Origin of the sequence: Tolypothrix tenuis PCC 7101 (genome assembly GCF_963874875.1) — a bacterium.
Lineage (GTDB): Bacteria > Cyanobacteriota > Cyanobacteriia > Cyanobacteriales > Nostocaceae > Aulosira > Aulosira tenue.
This window is the reverse complement of the sequence record NZ_CAWNJS010000001.1, coordinates 840,477-865,726: the sequence shown is the minus strand read 5'-3', so window position 1 is coordinate 865,726 and position 25,250 is coordinate 840,477. Positions and strand designations below refer to the sequence as shown.

At 40.1% G+C, this 25,250-nt stretch carries 17 protein-coding genes, 1 tRNA gene and 1 pseudogene; 7 read left to right on the top strand and 12 right to left on the bottom strand.

The window, feature by feature from the left end; all coding sequences use genetic code 11:
* Nucleotides 1-105 precede the first annotated feature (105 nt).
* The 3 genes from AACU25_RS03485 (at nucleotide 106) to AACU25_RS03475 (ending at nucleotide 4,362) form a co-directional block, all read left to right on the top strand.
* The gene (locus AACU25_RS03485; RefSeq protein WP_096573919.1) at nucleotides 106-1,380 is read left to right on the top strand and encodes an ATPase, T2SS/T4P/T4SS family; all 1,275 of its coding nucleotides are present in this window, start codon (nucleotides 106-108) and stop codon (nucleotides 1,378-1,380) included.
* Nucleotides 1,381-1,582: 202 nt separating this feature from the next.
* Nucleotides 1,583-2,266 (top strand): Crp/Fnr family transcriptional regulator, encoded by a 684-nt coding sequence (locus AACU25_RS03480; protein ID WP_096573918.1) that lies wholly within the window; start codon nucleotides 1,583-1,585, stop codon nucleotides 2,264-2,266.
* Between the two features lie 353 nt (nucleotides 2,267-2,619).
* A complete protein-coding gene (locus AACU25_RS03475; RefSeq protein WP_096573917.1) occupies nucleotides 2,620-4,362 on the top strand; it encodes an IS1634 family transposase in 1,743 nt (580 codons plus the stop codon).
* A gap of 393 nt (nucleotides 4,363-4,755) precedes the next feature.
* On the opposite strand, the gene AACU25_RS03470 is transcribed toward AACU25_RS03475, so the two are convergent.
* The 5 genes from AACU25_RS03470 to purE all read right to left on the bottom strand — a co-directional run bounded on the left by AACU25_RS03470 (nucleotide 4,756) and on the right by purE (nucleotide 11,172).
* Entirely contained in the window at nucleotides 4,756-5,565 is an 810-nt protein-coding gene (locus tag AACU25_RS03470; RefSeq protein WP_096573916.1) for a GDSL-type esterase/lipase family protein, read from the bottom strand.
* A 480-nt stretch (nucleotides 5,566-6,045) separates the two neighbouring features.
* Nucleotides 6,046-7,437: an ammonium transporter gene (locus tag AACU25_RS03465; protein WP_199347435.1), complete on the bottom strand. Its 1,392-nt coding sequence runs from the start codon at nucleotides 7,435-7,437 to the stop codon at nucleotides 6,046-6,048.
* A gap of 435 nt (nucleotides 7,438-7,872) precedes the next feature.
* Nucleotides 7,873-8,196, bottom strand: coding sequence for a YnfA family protein (locus AACU25_RS03460; RefSeq protein ID WP_096573914.1), 324 nt, complete (start codon nucleotides 8,194-8,196; stop codon nucleotides 7,873-7,875).
* Between the two features lie 110 nt (nucleotides 8,197-8,306).
* The gene (locus AACU25_RS03455) at nucleotides 8,307-9,905 is read right to left on the bottom strand and encodes an ammonium transporter (protein ID WP_096573913.1); all 1,599 of its coding nucleotides are present in this window, start codon (nucleotides 9,903-9,905) and stop codon (nucleotides 8,307-8,309) included.
* 745 nt (nucleotides 9,906-10,650) lie between these two features.
* Nucleotides 10,651-11,172 (bottom strand): 5-(carboxyamino)imidazole ribonucleotide mutase, encoded by a 522-nt coding sequence (purE, locus tag AACU25_RS03450; protein ID WP_096573912.1) that lies wholly within the window; start codon nucleotides 11,170-11,172, stop codon nucleotides 10,651-10,653.
* 84 nt (nucleotides 11,173-11,256) lie between these two features.
* Here purE and nagA point away from each other — a divergent pair, with 84 nt between their 5' ends.
* Both nagA and AACU25_RS03440 read left to right on the top strand, forming a co-directional pair.
* Complete coding sequence (gene nagA, locus AACU25_RS03445; RefSeq protein WP_096573911.1) at nucleotides 11,257-12,432, top strand: N-acetylglucosamine-6-phosphate deacetylase; 1,176 nt, start codon at nucleotides 11,257-11,259, stop codon at nucleotides 12,430-12,432.
* Between the two features lie 142 nt (nucleotides 12,433-12,574).
* On the top strand, nucleotides 12,575-12,805 hold the full coding sequence (locus tag AACU25_RS03440; protein ID WP_096573910.1) for a hypothetical protein: 231 nt from the start codon (nucleotides 12,575-12,577) through the stop codon (nucleotides 12,803-12,805).
* A gap of 416 nt (nucleotides 12,806-13,221) precedes the next feature.
* Here AACU25_RS03440 and AACU25_RS03435 read toward each other — a convergent pair.
* From AACU25_RS03435 to AACU25_RS03425, 3 genes are all read right to left on the bottom strand, one after another.
* Nucleotides 13,222-13,292 (bottom strand) — tRNA-Gly (locus tag AACU25_RS03435).
* A gap of 57 nt (nucleotides 13,293-13,349) precedes the next feature.
* Complete coding sequence (locus AACU25_RS03430; protein WP_096573909.1) at nucleotides 13,350-14,465, bottom strand: hypothetical protein; 1,116 nt, start codon at nucleotides 14,463-14,465, stop codon at nucleotides 13,350-13,352.
* Nucleotides 14,466-14,539: 74 nt separating this feature from the next.
* A complete protein-coding gene (locus tag AACU25_RS03425; protein ID WP_096573908.1) occupies nucleotides 14,540-18,094 on the bottom strand; it encodes a response regulator in 3,555 nt (1,184 codons plus the stop codon).
* A gap of 1,207 nt (nucleotides 18,095-19,301) precedes the next feature.
* Between AACU25_RS03425 and AACU25_RS03420 the strand changes: the two genes are divergently transcribed.
* A complete protein-coding gene (locus AACU25_RS03420) occupies nucleotides 19,302-19,916 on the top strand; it encodes a GNAT family N-acetyltransferase (RefSeq protein ID WP_096583459.1) in 615 nt (204 codons plus the stop codon).
* A 706-nt stretch (nucleotides 19,917-20,622) separates the two neighbouring features.
* The gene (locus AACU25_RS03415) at nucleotides 20,623-21,177 is read left to right on the top strand and encodes a hypothetical protein (protein ID WP_045869473.1); all 555 of its coding nucleotides are present in this window, start codon (nucleotides 20,623-20,625) and stop codon (nucleotides 21,175-21,177) included.
* Between the two features lie 12 nt (nucleotides 21,178-21,189).
* Here the strand turns inward: AACU25_RS03415 and AACU25_RS03410 are convergent, their stop codons facing one another.
* From AACU25_RS03410 to AACU25_RS03395, 4 genes and pseudogenes are all read right to left on the bottom strand, one after another.
* Nucleotides 21,190-22,338 (bottom strand): histidinol-phosphate transaminase, encoded by a 1,149-nt coding sequence (locus tag AACU25_RS03410; RefSeq protein WP_096573907.1) that lies wholly within the window; start codon nucleotides 22,336-22,338, stop codon nucleotides 21,190-21,192.
* A 96-nt stretch (nucleotides 22,339-22,434) separates the two neighbouring features.
* Nucleotides 22,435-23,088, bottom strand: a complete 654-nt coding sequence (locus AACU25_RS03405; RefSeq protein ID WP_199347431.1) for a YqiA/YcfP family alpha/beta fold hydrolase — start codon at nucleotides 23,086-23,088, stop codon at nucleotides 22,435-22,437.
* A gap of 53 nt (nucleotides 23,089-23,141) precedes the next feature.
* On the bottom strand, nucleotides 23,142-24,521 hold the full coding sequence (gene gor, locus AACU25_RS03400; protein ID WP_096573905.1) for a glutathione-disulfide reductase: 1,380 nt from the start codon (nucleotides 24,519-24,521) through the stop codon (nucleotides 23,142-23,144).
* A 401-nt stretch (nucleotides 24,522-24,922) separates the two neighbouring features.
* Nucleotides 24,923-25,250, bottom strand: a pseudogene (locus tag AACU25_RS03395) (hypothetical protein); the annotation flags it as partial.

Below are 25,250 nucleotides of genomic sequence, written 5' to 3'. Positions count from 1 at the left end.
TAACGATCAGTTTTTAGCTAGAAATAAGATTTTCTGTGAGTGTCACAGTTGGTTTGGTGGAATACTAAGAGCAAATACGAAGTAATTAAATGAGTAAGTAAACATATGTTGTCTTCAGAAGGCAAACTAACTGATAACGATGAAGCTGAACTGCATAGGCCAGTTACAATCCCACTTCTAGAGGAGCCAGAATCGGATACCTCAAGGGAACCACCTACCTCTCGTGAGCAAATATTCTCGCTAATCGATAGTTTTTTGTCGTTAGAAGCTTGCCTTCACCACCAAATTGTACCGTTAGGGTTAAAGGACAAAAAGCTGTTAGTAGGGATTGTCAATCCCCATGATCAAGAGGCTTTAAATTACGTTAGTCGTATTTTGGCTTATATTAATTGCACAATGGTGCCTAAGCCAATTGCTAGCACTATTCACCGGACTATCCTTTCAGCTTATCTCCGCGAAAAGAATACATCCCCATCAAATAGCGAACAAAAGCCTCAGCCAACAGTAGACTCTACATTAGAAAATCAGGAAGTTGATATCGTGGATGATGAGAACTCCTCTGCAAAAACCTCGAGTGAATTTGACCAGGAATTAACATTTGTTGAGGAGCAGGCAGATGTTTTACTAACTAATGATTCACAAACAGACTTATTACCCGTCCCCAATACTAATAATATATCTGGAAAAAATCATGCTATCTCTACTTTACAGGACAAATTCAGGGATATTCCCAAGGGAAAACTCCCAAGCAATTTAAATACTGCGTCAATGCAAATTCCAGATATATTAACGCCTCTGGATGTATTGGCAACATTAACGCCAAGGAAATTATTAGAAGAATTATTAGCAAGAGTCTTGGTGGGAGGTATTGGTCGCTTGTATTTGGAAAGACAGCACGATCAAGGCAGAATACTCTGGAGTGATAATGGAGTGTTGCAATCTGTCATCGAAAATCTGCCTATCTCTATTTTCCAAGAAGTGATCAATGAATTAAAGCTATTTGCTGAGTTACCAGTGACCACACTTGCAGAACCTAAACAGGTAGAGAAAGAATTGCTATATCAACATAATAGTTTGTTGTTACGCTTGCGAATCATGCCAGGGCTTTATGGTGAAGAAGCAACACTACAAGTACTAAGAGGAGCCGCATTAAAGTTCTATCAACAACAACAGTTGAATCATCTAAGCCATGACACCTTGGTAATTACCCAACAATTAAAGTTAAAGTTACGTGAGCTAGAACAAAGGCTACTACTTAACACCAACCTCCAATCTGAGCAATTACAAGCTGTTGTGGCTTTGAGTCACCTGGTAGAAAATTTAGATAAACATCTCAACATCCTCAATAGTGATAACCAACCACAAAAAAATGTGAAGTAATCAGTCTGTCAGTAAAACTGCTGATTGCGATCGCATTCATAATTGTTATGTTGTACTAGAATCTCAGAGCTAAAACTCTGGAAATTCACCATTAATTTTGTAAAGATTTTGCTACCGTATGACTGCCAATAATTACGGTTTTAACAATTAATAATAGCTGATCTGATTTTTTACTCTTGAATTAATTATTTACAGATATTTCATGCAGACTGAGGTTTTTAGTGAACTTTTTCCGTTACTGAGTACAGCCAATCCTCAGACCCTGGAGTGGCTGCTGAATGTTGCAATTGAACATGAGTATCCAGCCGAACGAGCTGTATTAATGGAGGATGCTTGGGGTAATGCAGTTTATTTTGTGGTTTCTGGTTGGGTGAAAGTGCGGCGAACTTCTGGAGAAGATTTTGTAGCGCTAGCGATATTAGGAAGAGGCGATTTTTTTGGAGAGATGGCAGTTTTAGATGAATCTCCTAGGTCAACTGATGTAATTGCGCTGTCGCCTGTAAAATTGCTGAGTGTTTCTCGAGAACGCTTTATTCAAATTTTGTTTAAAGATCCACATTTGCATCACCGAATGCTGCAATTGATGGTACGGCGAGTGCGACAAATTAACCTGCGCCTACAAATGCGCTCTTCTCCGCCAGCTGTCAAACTAGCTCAGACTTTAGTTAGTTTGGGTGAAAGCTATGGGCAAAAATCAGATCAAGGAAGAGAAATCTTTAATATTCCCATCAAAGATTTAGCTGAAGTAACAGAAATCAGTGTTGACGAAGCTAGCAAAATTATGGAAAAGCTGAATGAAAAAGGCTGGATCGAAATTGACTCTACAAATAATGTTATTGATTTAGTCAACTTCAAACAGTTAATTAATTTAGCAAACAAAGTCTAATATGTAAGTCGGCGAAATTAAAGATAACTGGCTTAGACTGTCATTTTTAATTGGTAAAGATTTCCAGCATATTTACGTTGCTTAAATAGTTGGTTTTTTCCACCGACTTACTTATTAACAGGGGATTTTATACCAATTCCAATAATGTTTGTGGCAGATAAATTATATGAGCGCGTCAAAAGTAAGATAATTTAATACCTCAAAACTGAACTTCCCCCTGTGCAAATGTACTAAACAGACCTAAAAGGCTTGTATTGCTTTGGATACAGGCTTTTGTTGGAGAACGCTTGTACCCATGTAATTTAAGATTATTTTTAGATTATAGAGGGCAATAAAATCGGACAATTGTAGACATGTATATAGAACGTGTCCCTAACAGAAACTCTCCTCCTGCCGTACTACTTCGCGAGTCGTATCGTGAAGGAAATAAAGTCCGCAAACGTACCCTAGCAAACCTCTCAAAATTACCTGATTCGGCTGTAAATGGGTTGCAAGTTTTATTGAAAGGAGGAGTGGCAATTGAAAGCTTGCCATCAGCGTTTAAGATCATCCGTAGTCGTCCTCACGGTCATGTGGCAGCAGTATTGGGAAGCTTAAAAAATATTGGTTTGCATAACCTAATTAGTGAAGAAAATACCAGGGAAAGAAGATTAGTATTGGCGATGATAGTAGCGCGGATCATCGACCCACGTTCAAAGCTAGCCACAGCCAGAGGACTCAGCGATGAAACATGCTTCTCTAGCATTGGAGAAATATTGAGGCTAGAAGGCGCAGATGAAGACGAATTATATCAGGCAATGGATTGGTTGCTGGACAAACAAGAAACAATTGAAAATAACTTGGCAGCCAAGCATCTAGCCGAAGGAACATTGGTTCTTTACGATGTATCGAGTAGTTATTTCGAGGGAAAAACTTGTCCGTTAGCTCAGTACGGTTATAACCGTGATGGCAAAAGAGGTAAATTACAAATAGTATTTGGATTACTTTGTAGTCAAGAAGGCTGTCCAATAGCAATAGAAGTATTTTCCGGGAATACTGCTGACCCAAAAACATTTACTCTTCAAATCAAAAAACTTAGAGATAGATTTGGTATCAAACAGGTAATTTGGGTTGGGGATAGAGGAATAATTACTTCGACAAGTATTAAAGAAGATTTGAAAACAGCAGGTTCAGTAGACTGGATAAGTGCTTTGCGTTCGACTCAAATCCGTTCTCTGGTTGAGCAAGACAGTATTCAACTATCTTTATTTGATGAACACAATCTCGCTGAAATATCATCTGATGATTATCCAGGAGAAAGGCTGATTGCTTGCCGTAATCCTATCCTGGCAGCAGATAGAGCCAAAACTAGAGAAGAACTATTGCAAGCAACACAAAAAGAATTAGACAAAATTGTGGTGGCGACAACTAGAGAAAAACGTCGTTTAAAAGGGGAATCGAATATTGGCTTGAAAGTTGGACAAGTTCTCAATCGTTACAAGGTAGGGAAGCATTTTAGCGTAGATATTCAAGCGGATAGTTTTAGCTATGAACGTAATGCACAAAGTATTGAACGCGAAGCTGCACTTGATGGGTTATATGTGATTCGTACTTCTGTAAAACCCGAAGTTTTAGGAGCCAAAGAAACTGTTAAGACTTATAAGAGCCTTTCACAAGTTGAACAAGCTTTTCGCAGTTTTAAGACCGTTGATTTAAAAATACGTCCTATTTATCATCATACAAGTCAAAGAGTTAAAGCACATGTGTTTTTATGTATGTTAGCTTATTATGTCGAATGGCATATGCGAGAAGTTTTATCTCCAATTCTTTTTGATGAAGATGATTGGGAATCCGCTGAACTCAAACAAATATCTGTTGTTTGTGCTGCTCAAAGTGATAAAACTTTAGCTAAAGCTCAAACCAAACGTACTGAAGATAATTTGCCAGTTCATAGTTTCCAAACTTTATTAGCTGATTTAGGCACTATTGTTAAAAATCAAATCCAATCTACTCTTCAGGGAGCTAGTGACATCATTTTTGACAAGATTACTGAACCGACTCAATTACAACAAAAAGCTTTAGATTTGCTTGGCGTTTCCTTGATTTGTACCCAGTAAACCCGCAACTAAATTCTTGAAATCCCTTGCTATGCATTGCATACAACTTTTGTCAAAGGGGGAAGTTCAGTCAAAATATTGCATAGGAATGTAATTTGATTCCTGAGAAAATTTCAGTTACCACAGTTGCGTTACGCTATTGCTAATGCACCATACTGGACTGACACGCCTAAAATAATGCATTAGATTTGATGAAATGAACCGCAGATAAATGCGGATTAAATGAACTTTGCTATTGCAACAAATTCGCTGTGTCAGTCCACTACACACTGTAACATTATTTTTCAATAGGTATTAGTTTAGTTGAATCGTGCCAACTAAACTTAATAGTATTTAAGGATGCGATCGCCCTGACATTTACGACAGTTTCAGAACTTGATTTACAGACAACAACTAAGATGGCAATTGGCTATAAATCTGTAATGCAGTTCGCCAAATCATATAGCCTTGGGGACTCAGGTGTAAACCATCAGTAGTAAATTCACGACGCATATTACCTTGCTGGTCACTAAACAATGAATATAAGTCAATATATTTAACGCCTTGCTTTTTGGCTATGCTTTGCAGTTGTTTGTTGAGATGATAAATGCGATCGTTAGCAATGGCTAAAAGTTTTTCTCGTCTTTCCCAAGTAGATTCCTCACCACCATGCGGCAAAATTGACTGTACAAAAATTCGCGCTTTTGGATGCATTCGGCGCAAATAATTAATAATTTGCTGTTGATTTTCTAAAATTGTTTCATCACTGGCTCCCCGAATTAAGTCATTAATACCAATCATCAAGAAAATTTCTTTTGGCTGAGTGCGATCAAATAAATCTACTCTTTTTAATAGTCCTTCACTAGTTTCTCCAGAAATTGCCTGATTGAGCCAACTTCGGTTTTCAGGTAACAAATCTGAGGGAAACCATAAACTCAAAGAATCTCCCGCCAAAATGGTAAGATGCTGAGGAGGTTTTTGTGCAGCAACTTGAGCTTCTTTGTTTAAGATGTCTAACCATTGCTGATAATTAAGTTGGTGACGCGGGCCTAAATCCGATTTCACAACCGGAGGTTCACTGACTGTAGCTGCATTAGTCGCCCCAACAATATTGGTTAATCTCTGCTGTTGCAAAATGAGCAGAACTATCGCCAACATCAACAGGCCATTGGTTACTAAAGAGAAAAATGCCCAAAGAGGAAAGTTTTTTGCAGAAATTGTCACGGCTAGGGAATTTACCAATTATTTTGCATCAAACTGCGAACCACTCCCATCAACTATTTAGTCGATGAGAATTTTGCTGTTTGCGTAATAATGCTTACAGAGGCTTACACCCTTCATTTAAGTAATATTTTTACCCTGATTTTGGTTAGTGATATCTCTGTAGTGCTTGGTATCATAACTCAGAGAAATCAAAGTGCGTATAGTTTTAAAAGAATTGATTTTGGGTAATGGGTAATGGGTAATGGGTAATGGGTATTTTCCCCTTGTCCCCAGTCACCAATCCCTAATCCAAAAGCAACCGCCCTCTGAATTTTGCCTGATATACGGGGCAAATCATCAAAGGGCGTGAAGTAATTCGCTAAGAGGTATTTAAATTGAGTAGTTTTGTTGTTCAATAGCCAGATGTCTATTGTTCAAACAAACTTTTGAAGCTATAACGCGTAATTGTCTCAATTAAACGCGTAGAGATGATTCTCGAAATTATTGAGAAACATTCATGCGATCGCTAAATTCGGAGTTGTAACCTTCTTCGCCATGTTCGTTGATATCTAAACCTTGGTATTCTGCTTCTTCCTTGACGCGTAGACCAACAGTCGCCTCAATAATTTTCAGAATGACCCAAGTACCAACAGCAGCGATGACATAAGCAATCACAATGGCTGCTAGTTCAACTCCTAATTCGCCAAAGTTACCACGCAGTACGCCATCTTTACCGCCACCGTTAACTTGGGTAGTAGCAAAGATTGCGGTTAAAATTGCTCCAACTGTACCACCAACACCATGTACTGGATAGGTATCCAAAGCATCGTCAATTTGTACTTTGTGCTTGAAACTGACGGCGTAGAAGCAGACAAAAGAGGTGATGAAGCCAATCAAAATTGCTGATAGGGGAGTTACAAACCCAGCAGCTGGGGTAATGCCTACTAAACCTGCAACTGCTCCTGTAGCAGCACCTACTGCGGTGGGTTTACCGCGTAAAACTGCTTCTAAAATCAACCACATGAGGGCTGCTGCTGCTGCTGCAGTGTTAGTAGCAACAAAGGCTGTGGTTGCTATATTGGTGACTATGTTACCCGAAGTTCCACCAGCCACAGACAAAGCACTTCCGGCGTTGAAGCCGAACCAGCCAAACCACAGTAAGCCAGCACCTAACAAAATAAACGGAACGTTATGTGGTGGGCTGAGGCGATCGGGATGTTGTTTACGAGGGCCAAGGACGATCGCTGCAACGAGGGCTGAAACACCAGAACTGATGTGAACTACTGTCCCACCAGCAAAGTCTAAAGCACCTAAACCACCATACAATCCCAAGAATCCACCTTTCGCCCATACCATATGGGCAAGAGGTGTATAGACAAAGGTTGACCACAGCAGCACAAATAGAGCATAAGCACGGAAGCTCATCCGTTCTGCGATCGCGCCAGAAATCAAGGCTGGGGTAATAATGGCAAACATGGCTTGATAAATCATGAATGCCTGGTGGGGAATTGTTCCAGCGTAGGAAACCACCTCTGGTGGGTTGGAACCTTTAAGATAATCTGTGACTTCTAAGCCCACACCATTCAAACCGAGCCACTGCAATCCCCCAATGAACGGTAAACCGGGTGCAAAGGAAAGGCTATAGCCCCACAGAATCCAGGTGACACCCACGATCGCCATCAACACAAAACTCATCATCAATGTGTTTAGGACGTTCCGCGATCGCACAAATCCACCATAGAAGAATGCTAATCCTGGTGTCATTAGTAGCACTAATGCTGCTGAAATCAGCATAAATGCTGTATCTCCAGTATCAGCAGTCGGAGGAGCAGCCGCAGCAGCTTGGGCAAAAGCATTGCCCATTAACGGCCCTCCCAACAGCAATAGGGTCATAGCCCCAACAATTACAACTTTCTTCAACACTTGTTTTTGTCCCCGAACACCAACATTGTTGTTTCACTTTTGACAAAACTAGTATTTTTTTATACTTTATTTTGTCTAAATTAGTTACTCCAGTTTAGTTGTTTAGAAAGGTTTATAAAAACATCATACTAATTGCAGATGCCAAATTTTAAATAATTAGTATGAAGTTACAATAATTACATTTTTATTTTCTTGTAATGGTATTTTATTGACATTTTTACCAAAACAACACTTTTCTCAAACATAACTATTACAAACAACTTTCTAGGAGTAGTTAGTAAGTATGACAAAAATTCATACAAAATAAAACTGTAGTTTTACATATTGATGTAATAATTATTATTTTTATTTGATGAGCAAATTTCAGTAATCAGTTATTGCCTAATTCAGTAACAGAATGTCAAACTATATTCTCGGTGCGTACATAATTACCAAAACACCCAACAAAGCTAAACCAGCGCCAATTAAATCGTAGATATCTGGATTTACACCATCTACTCGCCAACCCCAAAGCATTGCCATTGCAATAAAAACCCCGCCATAGGCAACATAAACTCTGCCAAAATTTGCAGGTTGTTGAGTAGCTATTACCCCATAAATAGCTAAAAAAATTCCACCTAATATTCCCAACCAAATAGGCTTATCTTCACGTAACCATAACCATATCAAATAACCACCCCCTATTTCAAATAAACCAGCACAGAAAAAATACAACAGAGACTTAATCATTTGACAAATTTATGAGCTTTTAAGTGTGAAATAAAAATCCCATCACCTGTATCAGCATGAGAACTACAGGGATGGGTTTTATCACTCAATTGAATCAAAAAACTCAAAATTTATAGAGGATTTGGTAAGTCGCGACCTGGTGAAATTAAATCATCAGAAAATCCCTCTGAAGATCCTTCGGTAAGAAACCCACTGTATGCTTCCATACCATGTTCGCCAATATCTAATCCTTCTAATTCCTCTTGTTGAGATACTCTAATACCTAAAGTTGCTTTGAGTGCTAGCCAGAATATGCTACTTAAAAGTACCGTAATACCGCCTACGGCAAGAATGCCCACTATTTGGGGAATTAGGGTACCAAAGCCACCACCAAAGAAGAGACCATGTGGGCCTACTGGCTTCCCTGCTAAGTCAACCATCCAAGGATAACCACCAGGGCCTACAGCAAATAAACCAACTGCTAAAGTTCCCCAAACACCGCAAACTAGGTGAACTGAGGTCGCACCTACTGGGTCGTCTATACCGATGCGATCGAAGAACGGAACAGAAAAGACGACTAGTACGCCAGCAACTAAACCAATAATTACAGAACTGCCAACGTTGATGTAAGCACAAGATGCTGTCACACCTACCAAGCCAGCTAAAATACCGTTGATAATCATCGATAGGTCTGGCTTACCCAAGTACAACCAAGCTGCAATTGTTGCCGCAATTCCACCTACTGCACCTGCCATGTTGGTTGTTACAGCAATGTGAGTAATTGCGCCAGGATCAGCAGCCATGACTGAACCGGGATTAAAGCCGAACCAGCCCAACCAAAGAATTAAACAACCTAAAGTGGCAATACTCATGTTGTGACCTGGAAGCGCCACAACTTTCTTATCTTGATATTTACCAATGCGTGGGCCGAGGAATGCAGCCCCCATTAAGGCAGCCCAACCACCAACTGAGTGAACGACGGTAGAACCGGCAAAGTCCCAGAAGCCCATATCAGCCAACCAACCAGCACCCCAAATCCAATGTCCAGTAATGGGGTAGGCAATACCTACAAGTAAGACGCTAAAAATTAGGAAGTCTACAAACTTAATCCGTTCTGCAACTGCGCCAGAAACAATTGTGGCTGCGGTTCCTGCAAATACTAATTGGAATAAAAATTTGGCAGCTAAAGGCACACCTGTCCAACTCAAGGCGCTAAAAACACCTTTGTAAGCGTCTCCAGTTGCAGGGCTGTTATCTGCGCCTCCTAGGAAAAACCCACTCAGCCCGATAAAATCATTGCCATCGCCAAACATTAAACCAAAACCGATTGCCCAAAAAGCTACTGTAGAGAGGGCAAAGACAATTAAGTTTTTAGCTAGAACATTGACAGCATTTTTTTGGCGACAGAAGCCGGTTTCTAACATACAAAAACCAGCATTCATAAAGAACACCAAAAATGCTGCGATCGCTACCCATAAAGTGTCAATAGCAACTTTTAATTCTGCTGTTGTTGGCCCTGCGGCTGGCGCTTGAGCAAATGCAGCATAGCCCCATCCCAAGACAATTAAACAAGCTAAAGCTAGGCTAGCTTGCCAATTAGGAGATAATCGCTTAATTGCGCGAGCTAACCGCTCTATATTGGATTGAGATTTTGAACTTTTAAAATGACCTTTTGCTGTTCTCTGCCTAATTTTGGCTTTTAATTTCTGTTTCTGCTTCAGTTTGAACATTTTACTCCCAACAGTTTTTACAGGAAATAATGTAGTTAAGCAAACAGCACTAGCACTTGAATCTCATCAACTATTTGTTGATATTTAGTCGTTCAAGTAATTTATATTGAAAATCAGAAACTCAAATATCCTAATAGGAGTTTAAAGAAAGATTGCTACTTTTGTAAATATTTTTTCTAAATTGCAAGTTTACTCATGCAGGAATTATTAATTGTGAAAAAGTCAAGCCTAATTCACTAAATCTTTAATCTTAAATTATGAAGCTTGGGGATATGCTCCTTCATCTTCAATGCGAAAGCATCACAACATCTCAGAAAGTGAAAATTCACCTCCATAACAAAATTTTTGATGCCATCTAAAATGCTTTACAGAAATCGCACGAGTGATTCCTGTAGCTAACTTTTATGCCAGCATTAAGAAATTTGATTGATTGTCCATGTTACCAAAATGATAATTCTGTATCAGGAGATACGAATTATCTATGAGACCGCTTGCTTTAGCATCTGAATTAAAGAGCAAAACCAACTGAAATTCTATATTGTCAGGATTTTCCGACATCTCATCAAAATACTACGAAAAATATTAAATTTTTATAACAAAAATAAATAAATTTACTGTGAGTAAAAAGTATTTAATGTTTACTTTGCATTATTCAATACAATAGATCAGCAGTATTATTTCTAGGTAAAGGGTTAATAAAATAACACTTCAGAATTACAATTAACCCTCATGTTTTGATGTAAATCTATGGCAATTCCGTTTTTAAATATTCTTGATAGCCGAGCTTTTCTAGTTTTGCTTGCTTTGCCATCACTGATTCTGAAAGATTTTGCCGATATTTTTGGACTTTTGCTAATAATTCTGGTTGATGGCTAGCCAGTATTTGCACTGCCAAAAGTCCGGCATTTTTAGCATTACCAATTGCTACCGTAGCCACAGGAATTCCACCAGGCATTTGTACAATTGAATACAAAGAATCAACACCTTGTAAATTACGAGTAGCAACAGGAACACCAATTACCGGGAGAGGAGTTAAAGCAGCAACCATTCCGGGAAGATGAGCCGCACCACCTGCACCAGCGATAATCACTTTAATACCGCGTTGGTGTGCTGTTTGTGCATATTGCACCATGCGTTCTGGGGTACGATGGGCAGAAACGATCGCCACTTCAGTTTCGACACCAAACTCTTCACAAATTGCGATCGCATCTTTCATGGTGGGCAAGTCAGAATCGCTGCCCATGATAATACCGACAAGGGGAGACATAGAATTTTAGATTTTGGATTTTGGATTATTGCCGACTATTACATCTAAAATCGGTTGAGGTTTAGTTATTTTCCCGTCAATGTGATGACTAAAGCAACACCAAAAGCGATCGCCAAGAATGTAGATATCATTAATGCCAGAGTTCCAGGGTATAAAAACTTGCAGATGCTCTTGATTAATGAAGCGGGAATCATCGAGCAAATTCTGCCGATGAGTACTGTTTTTAAACGAGTTGCTGCGCCAAATTTGCAAGTTTTAGATATTGCGGGTGATTGGATTTCTTTAGGCGGTGTTGATTTACAGATTAATGGGGCTTTAGGTTTAGCATTTCCTGAATTACAACCAGATAATGCTAATTTATTGCCTAAAATATCGCAATTTTTATGGGATGTGGGCGTTGATGCTTTCTTGCCTACATTGGTAACAACTTCTGTAGAAAATCTTCAGCGATCGCTAGCAATTATCGCTGATTTTATGCAAACTCAAACCACAGGTTCTCAAATTCTCGGTGTACATTTAGAAGGGCCATTTTTAAACTCTCAAAAGCGCGGCGCGCATCCTGCTGAATATCTCTTGCCTTTGACGCTAAATGAAGTGAAGCGGGTTTTAGGTAACTATGCCCATATTGTGAAAGTTATCACCCTTGCACCAGAGTTAGATCCAACAGGGGAAGTCATCCCATATTTGCGTTCTTTGGGTATTACCGTCAGTTTAGGGCATTCTCAGGCAACAGCCGCCCAAGCACAGCAAGCCTTTGAACTAGGGGCAACAATGGTTACCCATGCTTTCAACGCTATGCCACCATTACATCACCGCGAACCAGGATTATTAGGGGCAGCAATTACCCATCCTCATGTAATGTCTGGTTTTATTGCCGATGGACAGCACGTTGTACCCACAATGTTACAAATTCTCATTCGCGCTACTGGTGGATTATTCCTCGTCAGCGATGCCTTGGCACCTTTAGGATTACCCGACGGCTTATATCCTTGGGATAGTCGGCAAATAGAGGTGAAACACGGTACAGCACGACTACCAGATGGGACTTTATCTGGAACAACTTTACCCTTATTAGTTGGTGTGCAAAATTTAGTGAAGTGGGGCATTTGTGACATAGAGACAGCCATTATACTTGCTACTGATGCACCTAGACGAGCGATCGCACTCCCAGGCATTTCTCCCAGCCAACCCGCCAATTTATTGCGCTGGCATTGGCAGGAAGCTACACAAGAGTTGACTTGGCAGAGGTTGTTAAAGTAAATTTCTGTAAGCTTAAATTTCGAATATCATCTAATTATTTAACTTTTGTAAAATTTAAGGTTTTCTTTAGAATTAATAATTTAATATTTTATTTAGATTCTTCGCAGCACTTTTATGGCATTGCAGGAATCAGAAGGTTGTTATGAATGTATGCCTTGTGAACTCAAAAATTTTACGCCAACTGTGGTCTGTGATTGAACAAACACAAACCAGCACCCTGGTGGGATTGAGTGATACAGACTTAGCCAAGCAGTTGTTGGGACAGGTTGATAGCAAAACAGCACTCAGCCGTGAAGAAAAGAATTCGTTAAGTGATTACATATTCTCTAGAACTCAACTCATACGCGATTTAGCCTTTGCACGGTCGGCATAAAACGTATTAAATATTACCGTGTTAGTTTTGCTTATGTTTAAATGAAGTTTATATTTTTAACTTCGGTATTGAAAACTCCCATCGTTATATGGATTCTCCCAGTTACCTCAGCTTCACAGTGCTGGGGTTTTTTATTGTAATTGGGCATCGGGCATGGAGAGTGCTGAGTTATAAGTGACCATTGGGATTAATGATATTTATACTTTCCTTTTATGCCTTGCCTGTAGTAGTTTTGATGTACATAGTCTATTCTTGCGTGCATTTTAGTAAATTTAAAGCTACACCAAATTCGCGCCCAAACTACCCAAGCTTACCCCAAGTTTTTGGAGACAAATAGAACATATGTATCAATATCATCTATCCATAAAAACCACAAAACCGCTGAAAAGCTTGCCTTTCAGCGGTTTTACTTAGTAAGCGGGCGGCGGGAATCGAACCCGCATTAATAGCTTGGAAGGCTATAGTTTTACCACTAAACTACGCCCGCGAATTTCCAACTTTAATATTATAGCATAGCAGTATTTACAATACAAGCCTTAATTGATTAAGGTAGCGGCTGTAGCCGGATACGTACTATAAGATTACTAGGCTTAGGATCGTTGGGATCTTTATCATAAGCAGGTTCAAATTCCCAGTTATTTAATACTTGACTGACTAAAAAGTCTTCGTAGTAGCTTTTTTCTTCTTCGGAAATGTTTTTATCTAGGACGGTAACTAGCTCCAGTTTACCCTTCTCGGAAATTGTTAATAGCGCTGTCACTTCTACGGGCTCGCCAATTTTTTTTTCTATGTACTTTACATATTCCAGACCTTTTCTAAATGGCTGGTTGCTAGGTTTAATTTTAGCTGGGTGAGCAATTATACCTCTATCTTCCTGTTGAGGTTCTCCAACTAAACTTGCAACTAAGCTTCCACCTGCTGTATTAGATGGTGTAGGAGGTGATTCGGGGTTATTAAGATTACCTGAGTTCTCACGTTGCTGTTGTTCAGCTAGTTGACGTTGACGCTGCTCGGCGAGTTCACGCTGCTGTTGTTCAGCTAGTTCGCGTTGCTGTTGTTCAGCTAGTTGACGTTGACGCTGTTCGGCTTCGCGTTGCTGTTGTTCAGCTAGTTGACGTTGACGCTGTTCGGCTTCGCGTTGCTGTTGTTCAGCTAGTTGACGTTGACGTTGTTCGGCTTCGCGTTGCTGTTGTTCAACTAATTGACGTTGACGCTGTTCAGCGAGTTCGCGTTGCTGTTGTTCAGCTAATTGACGTTGGCGCTGTTCGGCAAAAGCTACAGCATTTTTATCTGGGACAGTAGGACTTGAGTTTTTTACTAACCTATCGGTTTTAACTACTATTGGTTTGGAAGAATTTTTTGGTTGTAACTTTTGATTTGTAGATACTGGTTTAGTTTGAGAATTAACAGGTATTACTTGTGTTCTGGTTTTTGCTTTTGACTTCGGCTGCGAAGCAATTTCTATCACCTCAACTGGAATTGCAGCTTTACTTTGCTGTCGCCACAATAAACTAGACTGGTAGGAGCGAATCAGCCAGAAGGCTAGCAAATGTAGGCTCAATGAACCTATGAAGACTGCAACCCAAAAACTAGGTGGATCTGTATGTCGTCTCCATAGCTTGACTGAAGATGAAGTTTTATCTGCAACCGATGGTGTCATATTAAATTTCAAACTGGATTTAATAGGGCGCTCTTACTCTTTACTAAACTAACGCTTTAAAATCCAGTCTACTCTCAGCGATTAGCCATAATTTCCGATCTAACAGCAAAAGTCAGAACGGTTTCGTCTACTCCTTTGAGTTCTAAGGGGCTGACTTTAGTAATTTCTTCATCTTTTAAATAATCTGCCACAGCAGCAGAGACTAAAATAGTACCGGGAATAGCAGCAGCTTGCAATCTAGCAGCAATATTCACACTGGGGCCAATAGCAGTATAGTCAGCACGTTCGGCACTGCCAAACATACCCACAACCGCAGTACCTTGGTGAATACCACAACGGAATTTAACACCAGTATGCCCATTAGCGTCAAATATGCCTTGTTCTTGCCAGCGCCGATTCAACTCATCTAATGAGCTATGCATTGCTCTGGCTGTATTAATGGCACGACGCACCTGTTCATTAGGAGTTAATTCTTCTGGCGCTCCATATAAAGCTAAGATGGCATCTCCCATAAATTTATCTACAGTACCGCCATTGTCAAACACAGTCTTAGTCATAGCTTCCAAATATTCGTTTAGCAACTCTGCTACTCTTCGAGATCTGAGAGTATTTGCTAGCTGAGTAAAACCTACTATGTCGCTAAATAATACTGTAATTAAGCGTGGTTCTGGACGTAAATCCAAGGTTAAATCTCCCATAGCAGCTTTTTTCACCAAAACAGGCGGCAAAAAGCGCTTGAGTACTGACTCTGTCAGGTATGTATTTAACTCCATAACCCGGCGCTCATTTTCTTTCAAGGCTAAGAGGTTCCTGACTTCTGCTAGAAGTTCCCTGTCATTAAATGGTTTAGCTAAATAAGCATCTGCACCATGTTCTGTTCCAGCAATCCGGGTTTCTTCATCAACTTTAGCCGTGAGCAGAATGATGGGTATTCCTTTCAAATTCTCCTCACTGCGGATCATCTGAATCATCTGTAATCCTGTTACCAAAGGCATCATTAAGTCCGTAATGATTAAGCTGGGTGCAATTTTTTGCGCTATTTTAAATCCTTCGGCACCATTACGGGCTGTATGTACTTGATAGCCATTATTGCGGATGATTTCAGATACGTAGGTTCGTAAATCTGGATTGTCATCAACAACTAAAATTGAGTGAGCGCTATTCAACAGACTGCCATCTTTATACCCTTGAGACTCTGGGTTGTCAGGGGTAGGTACTAATTCTTGCGGCAAGCTTTCGATATTTTCTGGGGTTGGCTCGACTAATTCTAAATCAGCCAATTCCACAGTGGCGCGGCTAGTATTTAGTTCTGCTGGGGTTTCCTGTATCTGCTGTGTAGGTAAGTGACTATTACCAGTTAACAGCCATAGTGTAAAGGTCGTACCTTGACCGTACACAGATTCTACAGTTATTTGCCCCCCATGCAATTCGACCAATTCTTTGACCAAAGCTAAACCTAAACCACTACCTTCATAGGAACGGTTTTCTGAGCCTTCAGCTTGGCGGAAGCGCTCAAACAGATGGGGAATTTGTTCTTTAACTATACCAATTCCAGTATCTTGTACTTGTAATATGCAACTATCATCTTGAGATATGAGCCTGATCGTAATCGTCCCGCCTTCGGGAGTAAACTTCATGGCATTTGATAGCAAGTTGTAAACGACCTTATCAAATTTTTCTATATCTAAGTAAACTTGAGAACATTGACCCAATTCCGAAACCAGTTGCAGTCCCTTTTTCTCACAGTAAGGGCGAAAAGATTCCACAATTTGGTTGACAAAATCGACCAAATCACAAGGACGGAAACTCGGCTGCATCCTCCCCGCATCTAAGCGTTGCAGATCTAGTAATTGATTTACTAGTCTGAGCAATCGCCGCGAGTTACGCAAAGCGATCGCACTTTGGGCGTAAGATAATCCATCACCATTATTTACGGCTGATTCTAAAGGCCCTTGAATTAAGGTAATGGGAGTGCGGAACTCATGGGAAATATTTTGGAAAAATTCGGTTTTTTGTTTATCTAATTGTAATAAGCGCTCTGCTTGGTCACGAGTCTTTTGATATAGACGCGATTGTTGCACTGCGATCGCTGCTTGAGCAGCCACAGCTTTGGCTAGCTGAATTTCCGAAGATAACCAGCGGCGGGTTTTGCTACCTTCACGTAGCGTAATACTACCAATACACTTACCATCCGCTAATAAGGGAACAATCATTAGCGATCGCGCTGGCTTTTTCAAAGGCAAATCAAATCCTTTAATTTCATCAGCACAGTCGCTCATATCAGTAATTACCACTGGCTCTTGTGTCCGCAAAATCTCTTGCAGGATGGGATTATGCTTAATTGGCGCTTGAGAATGAGGTAATTCCTGATTTATACGGTGATGATTATGATTTAAGGCTGTTTCTTGGACTGATTTCAGAGTATGTTCTAAATATTGAGAACTGTCATACAGTCCTACACATTCAACAAATTCATCTTCTTCAGTCCATAAAGATAAAATACAGCCATTGACTTGTAAAGCCTGCCCTAATTGTTCGGTAATAGCCGCAAAGATATCTTGAGGATCTAAGCTAGAGCGAATTGCCGTAGTAATTGTATTAATTAGGGACTCTCGTTTAGCCAGAGCGCGGACTTGTTCATAAGTATAAGCTTGAGATAAAGCCAATGCTGCCTGATCCGCTACCATCAACACCAATTGCACTTCCTCTTCTCTCCAAATCCGAGGCTGAGAGCATTGGTGCAGGGCTAGCACTGCCATGAGTTCTTGTTGGCAAATCAACGGCACAACTAAACTAGAGCAGATATTAGCTGCTAAAAAAGCTGCACTACGTTGTTCCAGTTCAGGAATATTGCCCTGAATCCGTTCATCATCTTCTACATTATGAATAACTTGAACTTCGCGGGTTTCCCAGACTGTCTCCGCCAACAGAGATGACGAAGGAAAAGAAGATGAGGAAGATTTTACTATTTCATCTGAATGCTCTTCCTGTTCTTTCTCTGCTGCGCTTGCTTCTTCTTGAGCAGCTTTCTGGTAAATAAATCCTTCATCTACCAACTGCCCATCTTGGAAAGGACGTAACAGACACACATCCACTTCCAACATATGCCCCACTGTATCGACAATTGTTTGTAAAATTTGCCGATAGTCTAAAGCACTACGAATTGTATTCGTGACAGTGTTCAGCAGTGATTCTTGACGGAGTGTACGCGTCAGTTCGCGGGTACGGGCTTTGAGGACATTGTGAGTATCCAATGCCTGGCGTACCACGCCTTTAAGTTCCTCCGCTTCCCAGGGTTTAGTGACATATTTGAAAACTTTACCAGCGTTGATGGCTTCCACTAAGTCTTCGACATCAGTGTAGCCAGTTAAGATAATCCGGATAATATCTGGATATTGAGTGGCTGTCAGGCTTAAAAATTCTGTACCGCTCATGATTGGCATTCGCTGATCGGAGATGATCACAGAGACTTCTCCTTCTTGTGCCAATAGATCCAATGCGGCAGGACCAGAAGTTGCCCTTAGCACCTTGTATTCGCGATAAAAGGTGCGGTAAAGCAAGTCAAGGTTGTCTGGCTCATCATCGACAACCAATATTTTCGGCTTACTGTTTGCTTGTTGGGATTTCATGCACCGCTTTCCTGCTGCAACGGCAGTTGGATAAAGAATAATCTGATCAGACAGGGATGTTTCTGAGTCAGGTAAGAGCAGAGCATTGTGACCAATAAGGCTATTTGGCTACATGAGTGCTGATTGTGAAAGTATTTACTCACTGTAATTGACCTCAATGGCTTGTAAAGATTGCGATTCGCTCTCAAGCAAGATAATTGCTTTGATATTTAGTTTTGGTCTTACAGAATTGATAGCTGCCAAATCTTCCCTCACCTCCGGCGAGAACTGTGAAAATACTAAACACATACAGCGCTCAAGGCTGGCTCAAAAATCCATCTGTAGCTGCATATTAAGTTTTCCCGTTGCAGCAGTGACACTAACACTTGTCAGTAAATTTTATTTATGCTAATCATGCTAGAGTCATGGCAAAAAGTCAGACGTAACCGCTAAGTATACAATTAGACAAATAATTTTTTCTAATTTAATCTGTTACACCAATAATCTTCCATAGTTATGATTGAGAAACCTTACCTGAGGAGATTATCTGAGCTAGTTCATCTTATAGCTGAATACCTGTATAGTCTGGCACCCATCTTATAAATGTTGTGTGATTCACAAGATTAGGGGTAGTTGAGGGCGCAAACCCACAGATAAATTCAGATGTTGGGAATCAATTGAGTAACTTGCAGCAACCACAAAGGGTAATCTTTAAGCCTATTCCACTCATAGCACTCCCAAGACCCAGTGCTTTTGCCAACATTGGCAAAGGCTGCTCTACCAAACTTACCCATTCTCAATACCCAAGAATTTGGTTATTGTTGTCTCTCATCTCAATAAATGTTCTGCTTCGTTGCTTGTAGCTTGAGAAAAAAACAAAATACAGATGGGCGGAAGGAGGAAATTATCAGTAGTCATCATTGGGAGAAATAGTATAACCTGTCAATAGATTACCCAAAACCTAGCCAACTACGTTCCCACCTTGAAAAATCACCCAAGTACTCTATATCATCTATATCAAGGTGTACAACAATTAATTAAAGCAATAAGACTCTCTGTCTGTTTTTCAAAAAGGCTTTGTAGTTTGTTGGCTTGATGAGCAAATTAGTATTTGTAACCAAGTTGCAAATTCAATGCTTTGAGCATTTGATGTTGTTCACAAATTTTGTACGGTGTATTAGGATACTTGAAAAAATTTTCGTTGAATCCCATAAATACTAAACTAGCCTTGACATCCTGGTTTTTCCACTCATATCACCCAGAACCTGTAACAGTTGTCGCCGATCAGTCTGAGCGACAATTCCAAATCCGTGCTGCAACATCTGCCGATCTCTATAGTGTTGCTCAAATTATTACTGAAAGCTTTCACTCTCAAAATGGCTTTTGGGGATGGGCGTTTCCATTAATACGTCTGGGAATTTATGAAGATTTGAAGCAGCGCCTAGCTTCTCCTTTACCTCATCACGTTTGTTTAGTTGCTATTGATACTACTAAAGGCGTTAATAATCTTGTAGGAACAGTAGAACTCGCTGTACGTTTTAGTGATGCATGGACGCAAACGGGGAAAAGTTTTCCTTACCTATCAAATTTAGCTGTTAGCCCACAATACCGTAGGCATGGTGTAGCCTCTAGCCTACTAACCAACTGTGAAAAAGTCTGCCAGGAGTGGGGGTTTCAGGATTTATATCTCCATGTTCTAGAACGAAATCATCAGGCAAGACAGCTTTATTTAAAGCTAGGTTATCAGGTATATAAAGTTGAATCTCACTGGAATCTATTCTTTCCTAAATACTCAAGTCAAATATTATTGCACAAGCATTTAAAAAATAATTTTATGATATAAATTAGGCATCTAAATTATTAATTAAAAGATGTCATTTATCACTCAAATAATATTCTCGAACGAAATTTTTTAAATTTTGTTGTTTCAAACAATTTTCTAGATTTGTATATCTGTATTTGAAATTGTCTTTGGTTGTAAAGTTTAAATATTTAACTTTCCTGCTTGAGTGAGATTAACAGTTCAGATATCTACAATGCTGTTTTACTATATGTCATCAGCCTCATAGTCGATGAAAAATTGCTAGATTTAGAGTTAATTAACTCAAGAAAATTTTATTAATATTTATTATTCTAACTAGTTTATTCAAATCTAAAAACATTAATATTGGCTAATATATCAATTTTTTAATTTACTTTTTATCTAAAAATAACAATAAATATTTTCAAATATATACATAACAAAAACGATATTGTTTTCCATAAAAGACACTATATTTAATCATTAATTCCTCATAATAACTTTGTATTTAAGAGATTGATCTTTATAGAAACTTTAAAAAAAATACACTTCAGTGAGAGACAAATCCAATTAAATCTCATAAAATATGAGTAATTAATTGCTCAGACCGATCTAATTATTGCTATCTTAGCCAAATTGACCATAAAATTCTTGATAATAAGAAAAATCAAAAATTAACTTTGCTTTAACAGCAAGTTCCTGTTTTCAGTGCATACTACTACTCAATTATTCGCAAATCTGAGAAAACATGGATAGCGAACAACGCCGACGCTATCAGATTGCTATGGTATCAACCTATTCTCCTGACACCAGTGTCCTTGACCATATTGTCATGCCTGATGGAACTGAGCAATCGCAAGGCTCGGATATCCTCACCCTGCTACGTACTGGAAAAGTTTTCATAGTCAACAGTCGGAAACGAAATGGTTTAATTCTCTATAAGCGCTACCATGCAGAGTTTGCTGGGCCTGGGGCAGCTGTTGGAGGAGAATATGATTGTGATTGCCAAAGCGTCCTACCGATTGGAAATTTATCTTTATTAACTGCTGAATCTTATGAGGAGCGTCAGAAAGCTTATTTAATTAGGCGGCAATGGATTCGCTTAATTAAACAAATTACAGAAAACCCAGTGCCACAACAAAGAGTTCAAAAGATTCTCGATCAATTTGAACAATACTTTCCACCAGAAACAGTAGCTCAAATACCAGATGTTACCTTTGCCCTTTTAGTAGGTGTACTCCCACAAACTGTAGGAGTAGTCAGACGTTTGGGCAGTGAATTAGACAGTAGATTTAATTACTAAGTACATTATTGTTTAAAAATGAAGATTTGCCACAGCAGCCTGTAGCCGATTGAGGGTACGGGCGTTTTCTGCTTTTGAGCCGATAGTAATTCGTAATCCTCCGTTTAACAGCCGTACAAGTGTGCCAGAGTTACGCAATTGCTGATGAATACTTTTTAAAACAGTCACTTGGGAGTTGCTGTCATTTGAAGTCACACGCAGGTAAATAAAGTTAGCGTCGCTGGCTGTAACTTGTAAGTTGGGATATTGTTTTAAAGCTGCGATTAGTTGATCGCGTTCAGTCAAGGTTTGGGCAATTGAATTGAGTAAAAGCTGGCGGTTTTGCAAAGCTAATAATGCTGCAGCGATTGAGAAACTGGGAAGATTGTAGGGTAAGCGGACTTTTTCCAAAATAGCGATCGCATCTGGATGAGCGACACAATAACCTACACGCAAAGCTGCTAACCTAAAAGCCTTGGAAAAAGTTCGCAAGATCACCCAGTTGGGATGTTGTGCTAATTCTCCCACCAAACTATTCTGGCTAAATTCAAAGTAAGCCTCATCAATTACTACCAAAATATCTGTGCTGAGACTTCTTAACCATGCTACTTCTGCTGCAGTTAGACAATTAGCGGTTGGTGAATTGGGATGTACTACAAACACCACCCGAATTGGTGGGATTTGAGTTTGGGCAATCGCAGATTGTGCGGCTGGTAAATCTATCTCAAAATTACTGTCATTCCTACCCACTTCTACAACAGGAATACCCAAGGTTTTTGCTAAAATTGCGTACATTGAGAATGTGGGATTGGCAACTAAAATACTTCCTTCTCCACCCAAACAAGTGGCAATTAATAAAGAACGAATTAATTCATCGGAACCGTTACCCACAGAAATATTGCCAGAGGTAATTGGCGATGATGAAAGGGCTGCTGACTCATTAACATATTGCGCGATCGCTTGTTTGAGTGTTTCATGTCCCCCATCTGGGTAACGATTTGTTTCAATTACTTGCTGATAAGTCCAAGCTAGCTTTTCTTTTAACTCTGGCGGCAAATCATCAGGGCTTTCATTGGTATCTAGTCGATCAAATTTTGTCTCGACTGCTTCGGCGTTATCGCTGCTGGGATGGGGCTTGTAAGCTGTAAATTGTGCTAAATCTGACCGGATGAAGGGAAGCATAGTTTGTAGTCAAGAGTCATTGGTCATTAGTCATTAGTCATTAGTAAAAGACCCAAGACAAAGGACTAATGATATTAATTTATTAATGTGAGAAGTTCATATTTTACAGCTGCCAGGTAATTGGCAGAAGAGGTGAATTGCTTGCCATATTTCTGCCATGACATTTCCTAGAGCATGATCGCTGTCGAGTTCTACTAATTTCACCCAAGGACGAGATATCGCAAATTCACGGCTGGCTGTAATAGGAATGACTTCATCATTTTTGCCATGCAAAATGAGAGTAGGGATGGGGCGTTGCAAAACCGCTTCTTGATATTGCTGGGCATCTGTAACAAAATCGTAACTTAAAGGTAGTGATCGCTTTTCCCCATAGTGATCAACCATGAGATATTTTTCTTGTTGCCAACGCTGTACCTGTTCATCTCCTAGCTTGGGTAACCAGTGAGATAAAAAACCGAAAGCTGGTGCTAATAAAACCAAACTTTGCACTTGGGGATATTTTTGCCCTAAATGAGCAGCAGTTAAACCACCCAAACTCGAACCAATCAGGGTTACTGGTGCAGAATCATCAGGAAATTCTGCTGCAACTTGATTGATCTGACGATTAATTGTCAGGTGAGAAAAATCGCTAGCATTCAAATCGGGAATTGTGAGCTTGATACCAATTTTGGCAAAGCGATCGCTAATATCTTGGGCTTTGGCAGAATGAAGACTAGAAGCAAAACCGTGTAAGTAAATAAAGTAATTCAAAATTCAACTCAGCTAGTATTTTCAATACAGACGCGATCGCGCCTGTATCAAACTTATCGCATTGTGACAAATTCTTCGGCGGCTGAGGGATGTATGCCCACGGTAGCATCAAAGTCTTTTTTCGTTGCACCCATTTTGACAGCGATCGCTATACCTTGAATGATTTCTGCTGCATAGTCTCCCACCATGTGAGCACCTAGAACTTGGTCAGTTTTGGCATCAACTACCAGCTTCATCATAGTTTTTTCTTGGGCACCCGTTAAACTGTAGTACATAGGACGGAAACGGGTACGGAAAATTGTCACGCCATCATCACCGAGTTTTGCCTTAGCCTCAGCTTCAGTTAAGCCCACAGTAGCTGCTTCCGGATTGGAAAAGATAGCTGTAGGTACATTATGATGACTAAACTCGCGGCGGTTATTGCCAAATTCACTATCCGCGAAAGCGCGGCCTTCTCCAATAGCAACTGGTGTTAAATTTAACCTATCTGTAACATCGCCAACCGCAAAAATATTGGGTTGACTAGTTTGACTATATTCATTAACTGCGATCGCCTTTGCTGTTCCATATCCGTGTCCTTCTTCAGCACTGGCGACAATTTCAATTCCTGCATTTTCTAAACTCAGTCCATCTACATTGGGAACCCGACCAGTTGCGGCTAAAAACACATCAGCAATCACTGGTTCTTGATTTTCTTCAGATAAGGACAACTTTAATCCTTCTGGTACAGACTCAACTGCTGTCACCAAGGTATTGTTAATCATGCGAATGCCGTGGTTGCTCATGCCTTCTTGAATACCAGTACGGATATCTTCATCAAAACCTGCCAAAATCTGGTTTTGGCGATTAATTTGTGTAACTTGGCAACCTAAACCCCGCATAATTGCAGCAAATTCTGTACCTATGTAACCAGCACCAATAATTGCTATATGCTTTGGTTGTTCTTTTAGGAGAAAAATTTCGTTAGAGGTAATCGCGTATTCTATCCCTGGTACATCTGGTTTGAGAGGCTTTCCACCCACAGCAATTAAAATTTTGTCTGCTGTAATTTTGCGATCGCCAACTTCTACAGTATGGGGGTCTACGAAACTAGCTCGACCAGGAATTAGTGTGACACCAGCTTTTTCTAAAAAGCTGATATGTAATTGAGATAGCCGCTTGACTTCCTTATCTATAGAAGTAATGAAATGTTCCCAGTCTAATTGAGCATCACCGACTTTCCAGCCGTAGCCAGCCGCATCACTAAACAGTGAGGGAAAATGAGAAGCGTAGACCATGAGCTTTTTGGGAACGCAACCCCGAATCACACAAGTTCCGCCGACTAAATCATGTTCTGCGATCGCCACTTTTGCGCCGTAGCTAGCTGCTCGTTTAGAAGCTGCTAAACCCCCAGAACCAGCACCAATGACAAATAGATCGTAATCAAAAGTCATAAATTTATTTATCTCTGTTGGAACAATTAAACTTCCAAAAACTTACACGGCAGATTAAATTTAACTAAAAAAGATATTAAGCTAACCCATGTAAGTCCTGTACTTGATTTAATCTAGCGCTAGCAGATGCTTGACCATCACTAGCAAGAATACTCAGTCTTTGATAGCAGTAGTACTATTTATAAATATTCGCAGCAATTTTTGTATTGAAATATACATTTAAATTCATGCCTAAAAAAACTAGGGAGAGCCGGATATAAAGATGGCTTTCCCTAGATTTTACTCAGTTAATTAACTTAAGTTGCTTTGTTATGTAGGCAACTTCATATTTTTAAGTCTTTGGTATTTCTGGTGATTTGGAAGGTTCACCATCGGTTTTTAGTGGAGTATTTACACCATGATTAGGGGGTTGGCGTTGTCCCGCCACCAGGTGTGGGTGGTGTTGTTCCGCCATCATTAGGGGGTAGTGTTGTCCCAGCACCAGGTGTGAGTGGTGCTATACCGCCATCATTAGGAGGTGGCGTTGTCCCGGCACCAGGTGTGGGAGGTGTTATACCGCCATCATTAAGTGGTGGTGTTGTCCCACCACTAGGCGTGAGTGGTGTTGTCCCGCCGTCTGGTGTGGGAGGTGTTATACCGCCATCAGGTGTGGGTGGTTTAACTCCGCCATCAGGTGTGGGTGGTGTTGTCCCGCCACCAGGCGTAGGTGGTTTACCTCCACCACCGTTA

Excerpts from the sequence above, each read along its gene's own strand:
- AACU25_RS03430 (WP_096573909.1), bottom strand. The coding sequence starts at position 14,465 with ATGACACCATCGGTTGCAGATAAAACTTCATCTTCAGTCAAGCTATGG.
- AACU25_RS03410 (WP_096573907.1), bottom strand. The coding sequence starts at position 22,338 with ATGCTTCCCTTCATCCGGTCAGATTTAGCACAATTTACAGCTTACAAG.
- AACU25_RS03455 (WP_096573913.1), bottom strand. The coding sequence starts at position 9,905 with ATGTTCAAACTGAAGCAGAAACAGAAATTAAAAGCCAAAATTAGGCAG.
- purE (WP_096573912.1), bottom strand. The coding sequence starts at position 11,172 with ATGTCTCCCCTTGTCGGTATTATCATGGGCAGCGATTCTGACTTGCCC.
- AACU25_RS03440 (WP_096573910.1), top strand. The coding sequence starts at position 12,575 with ATGAATGTATGCCTTGTGAACTCAAAAATTTTACGCCAACTGTGGTCT.
- AACU25_RS03475 (WP_096573917.1), top strand. The coding sequence starts at position 2,620 with ATGTATATAGAACGTGTCCCTAACAGAAACTCTCCTCCTGCCGTACTA.
- AACU25_RS03485 (WP_096573919.1), top strand. The coding sequence starts at position 106 with ATGTTGTCTTCAGAAGGCAAACTAACTGATAACGATGAAGCTGAACTG.
- AACU25_RS03480 (WP_096573918.1), top strand. The coding sequence starts at position 1,583 with ATGCAGACTGAGGTTTTTAGTGAACTTTTTCCGTTACTGAGTACAGCC.
- AACU25_RS03415 (WP_045869473.1), top strand. The coding sequence starts at position 20,623 with ATGGATAGCGAACAACGCCGACGCTATCAGATTGCTATGGTATCAACC.
- AACU25_RS03460 (WP_096573914.1), bottom strand. The coding sequence starts at position 8,196 with ATGATTAAGTCTCTGTTGTATTTTTTCTGTGCTGGTTTATTTGAAATA.
- nagA (WP_096573911.1), top strand. The coding sequence starts at position 11,257 with ATGACTAAAGCAACACCAAAAGCGATCGCCAAGAATGTAGATATCATT.
- gor (WP_096573905.1), bottom strand. The coding sequence starts at position 24,521 with ATGACTTTTGATTACGATCTATTTGTCATTGGTGCTGGTTCTGGGGGT.
- AACU25_RS03465 (WP_199347435.1), bottom strand. The coding sequence starts at position 7,437 with ATGACCCTATTGCTGTTGGGAGGGCCGTTAATGGGCAATGCTTTTGCC.
- AACU25_RS03425 (WP_096573908.1), bottom strand. The coding sequence starts at position 18,094 with ATGAAATCCCAACAAGCAAACAGTAAGCCGAAAATATTGGTTGTCGAT.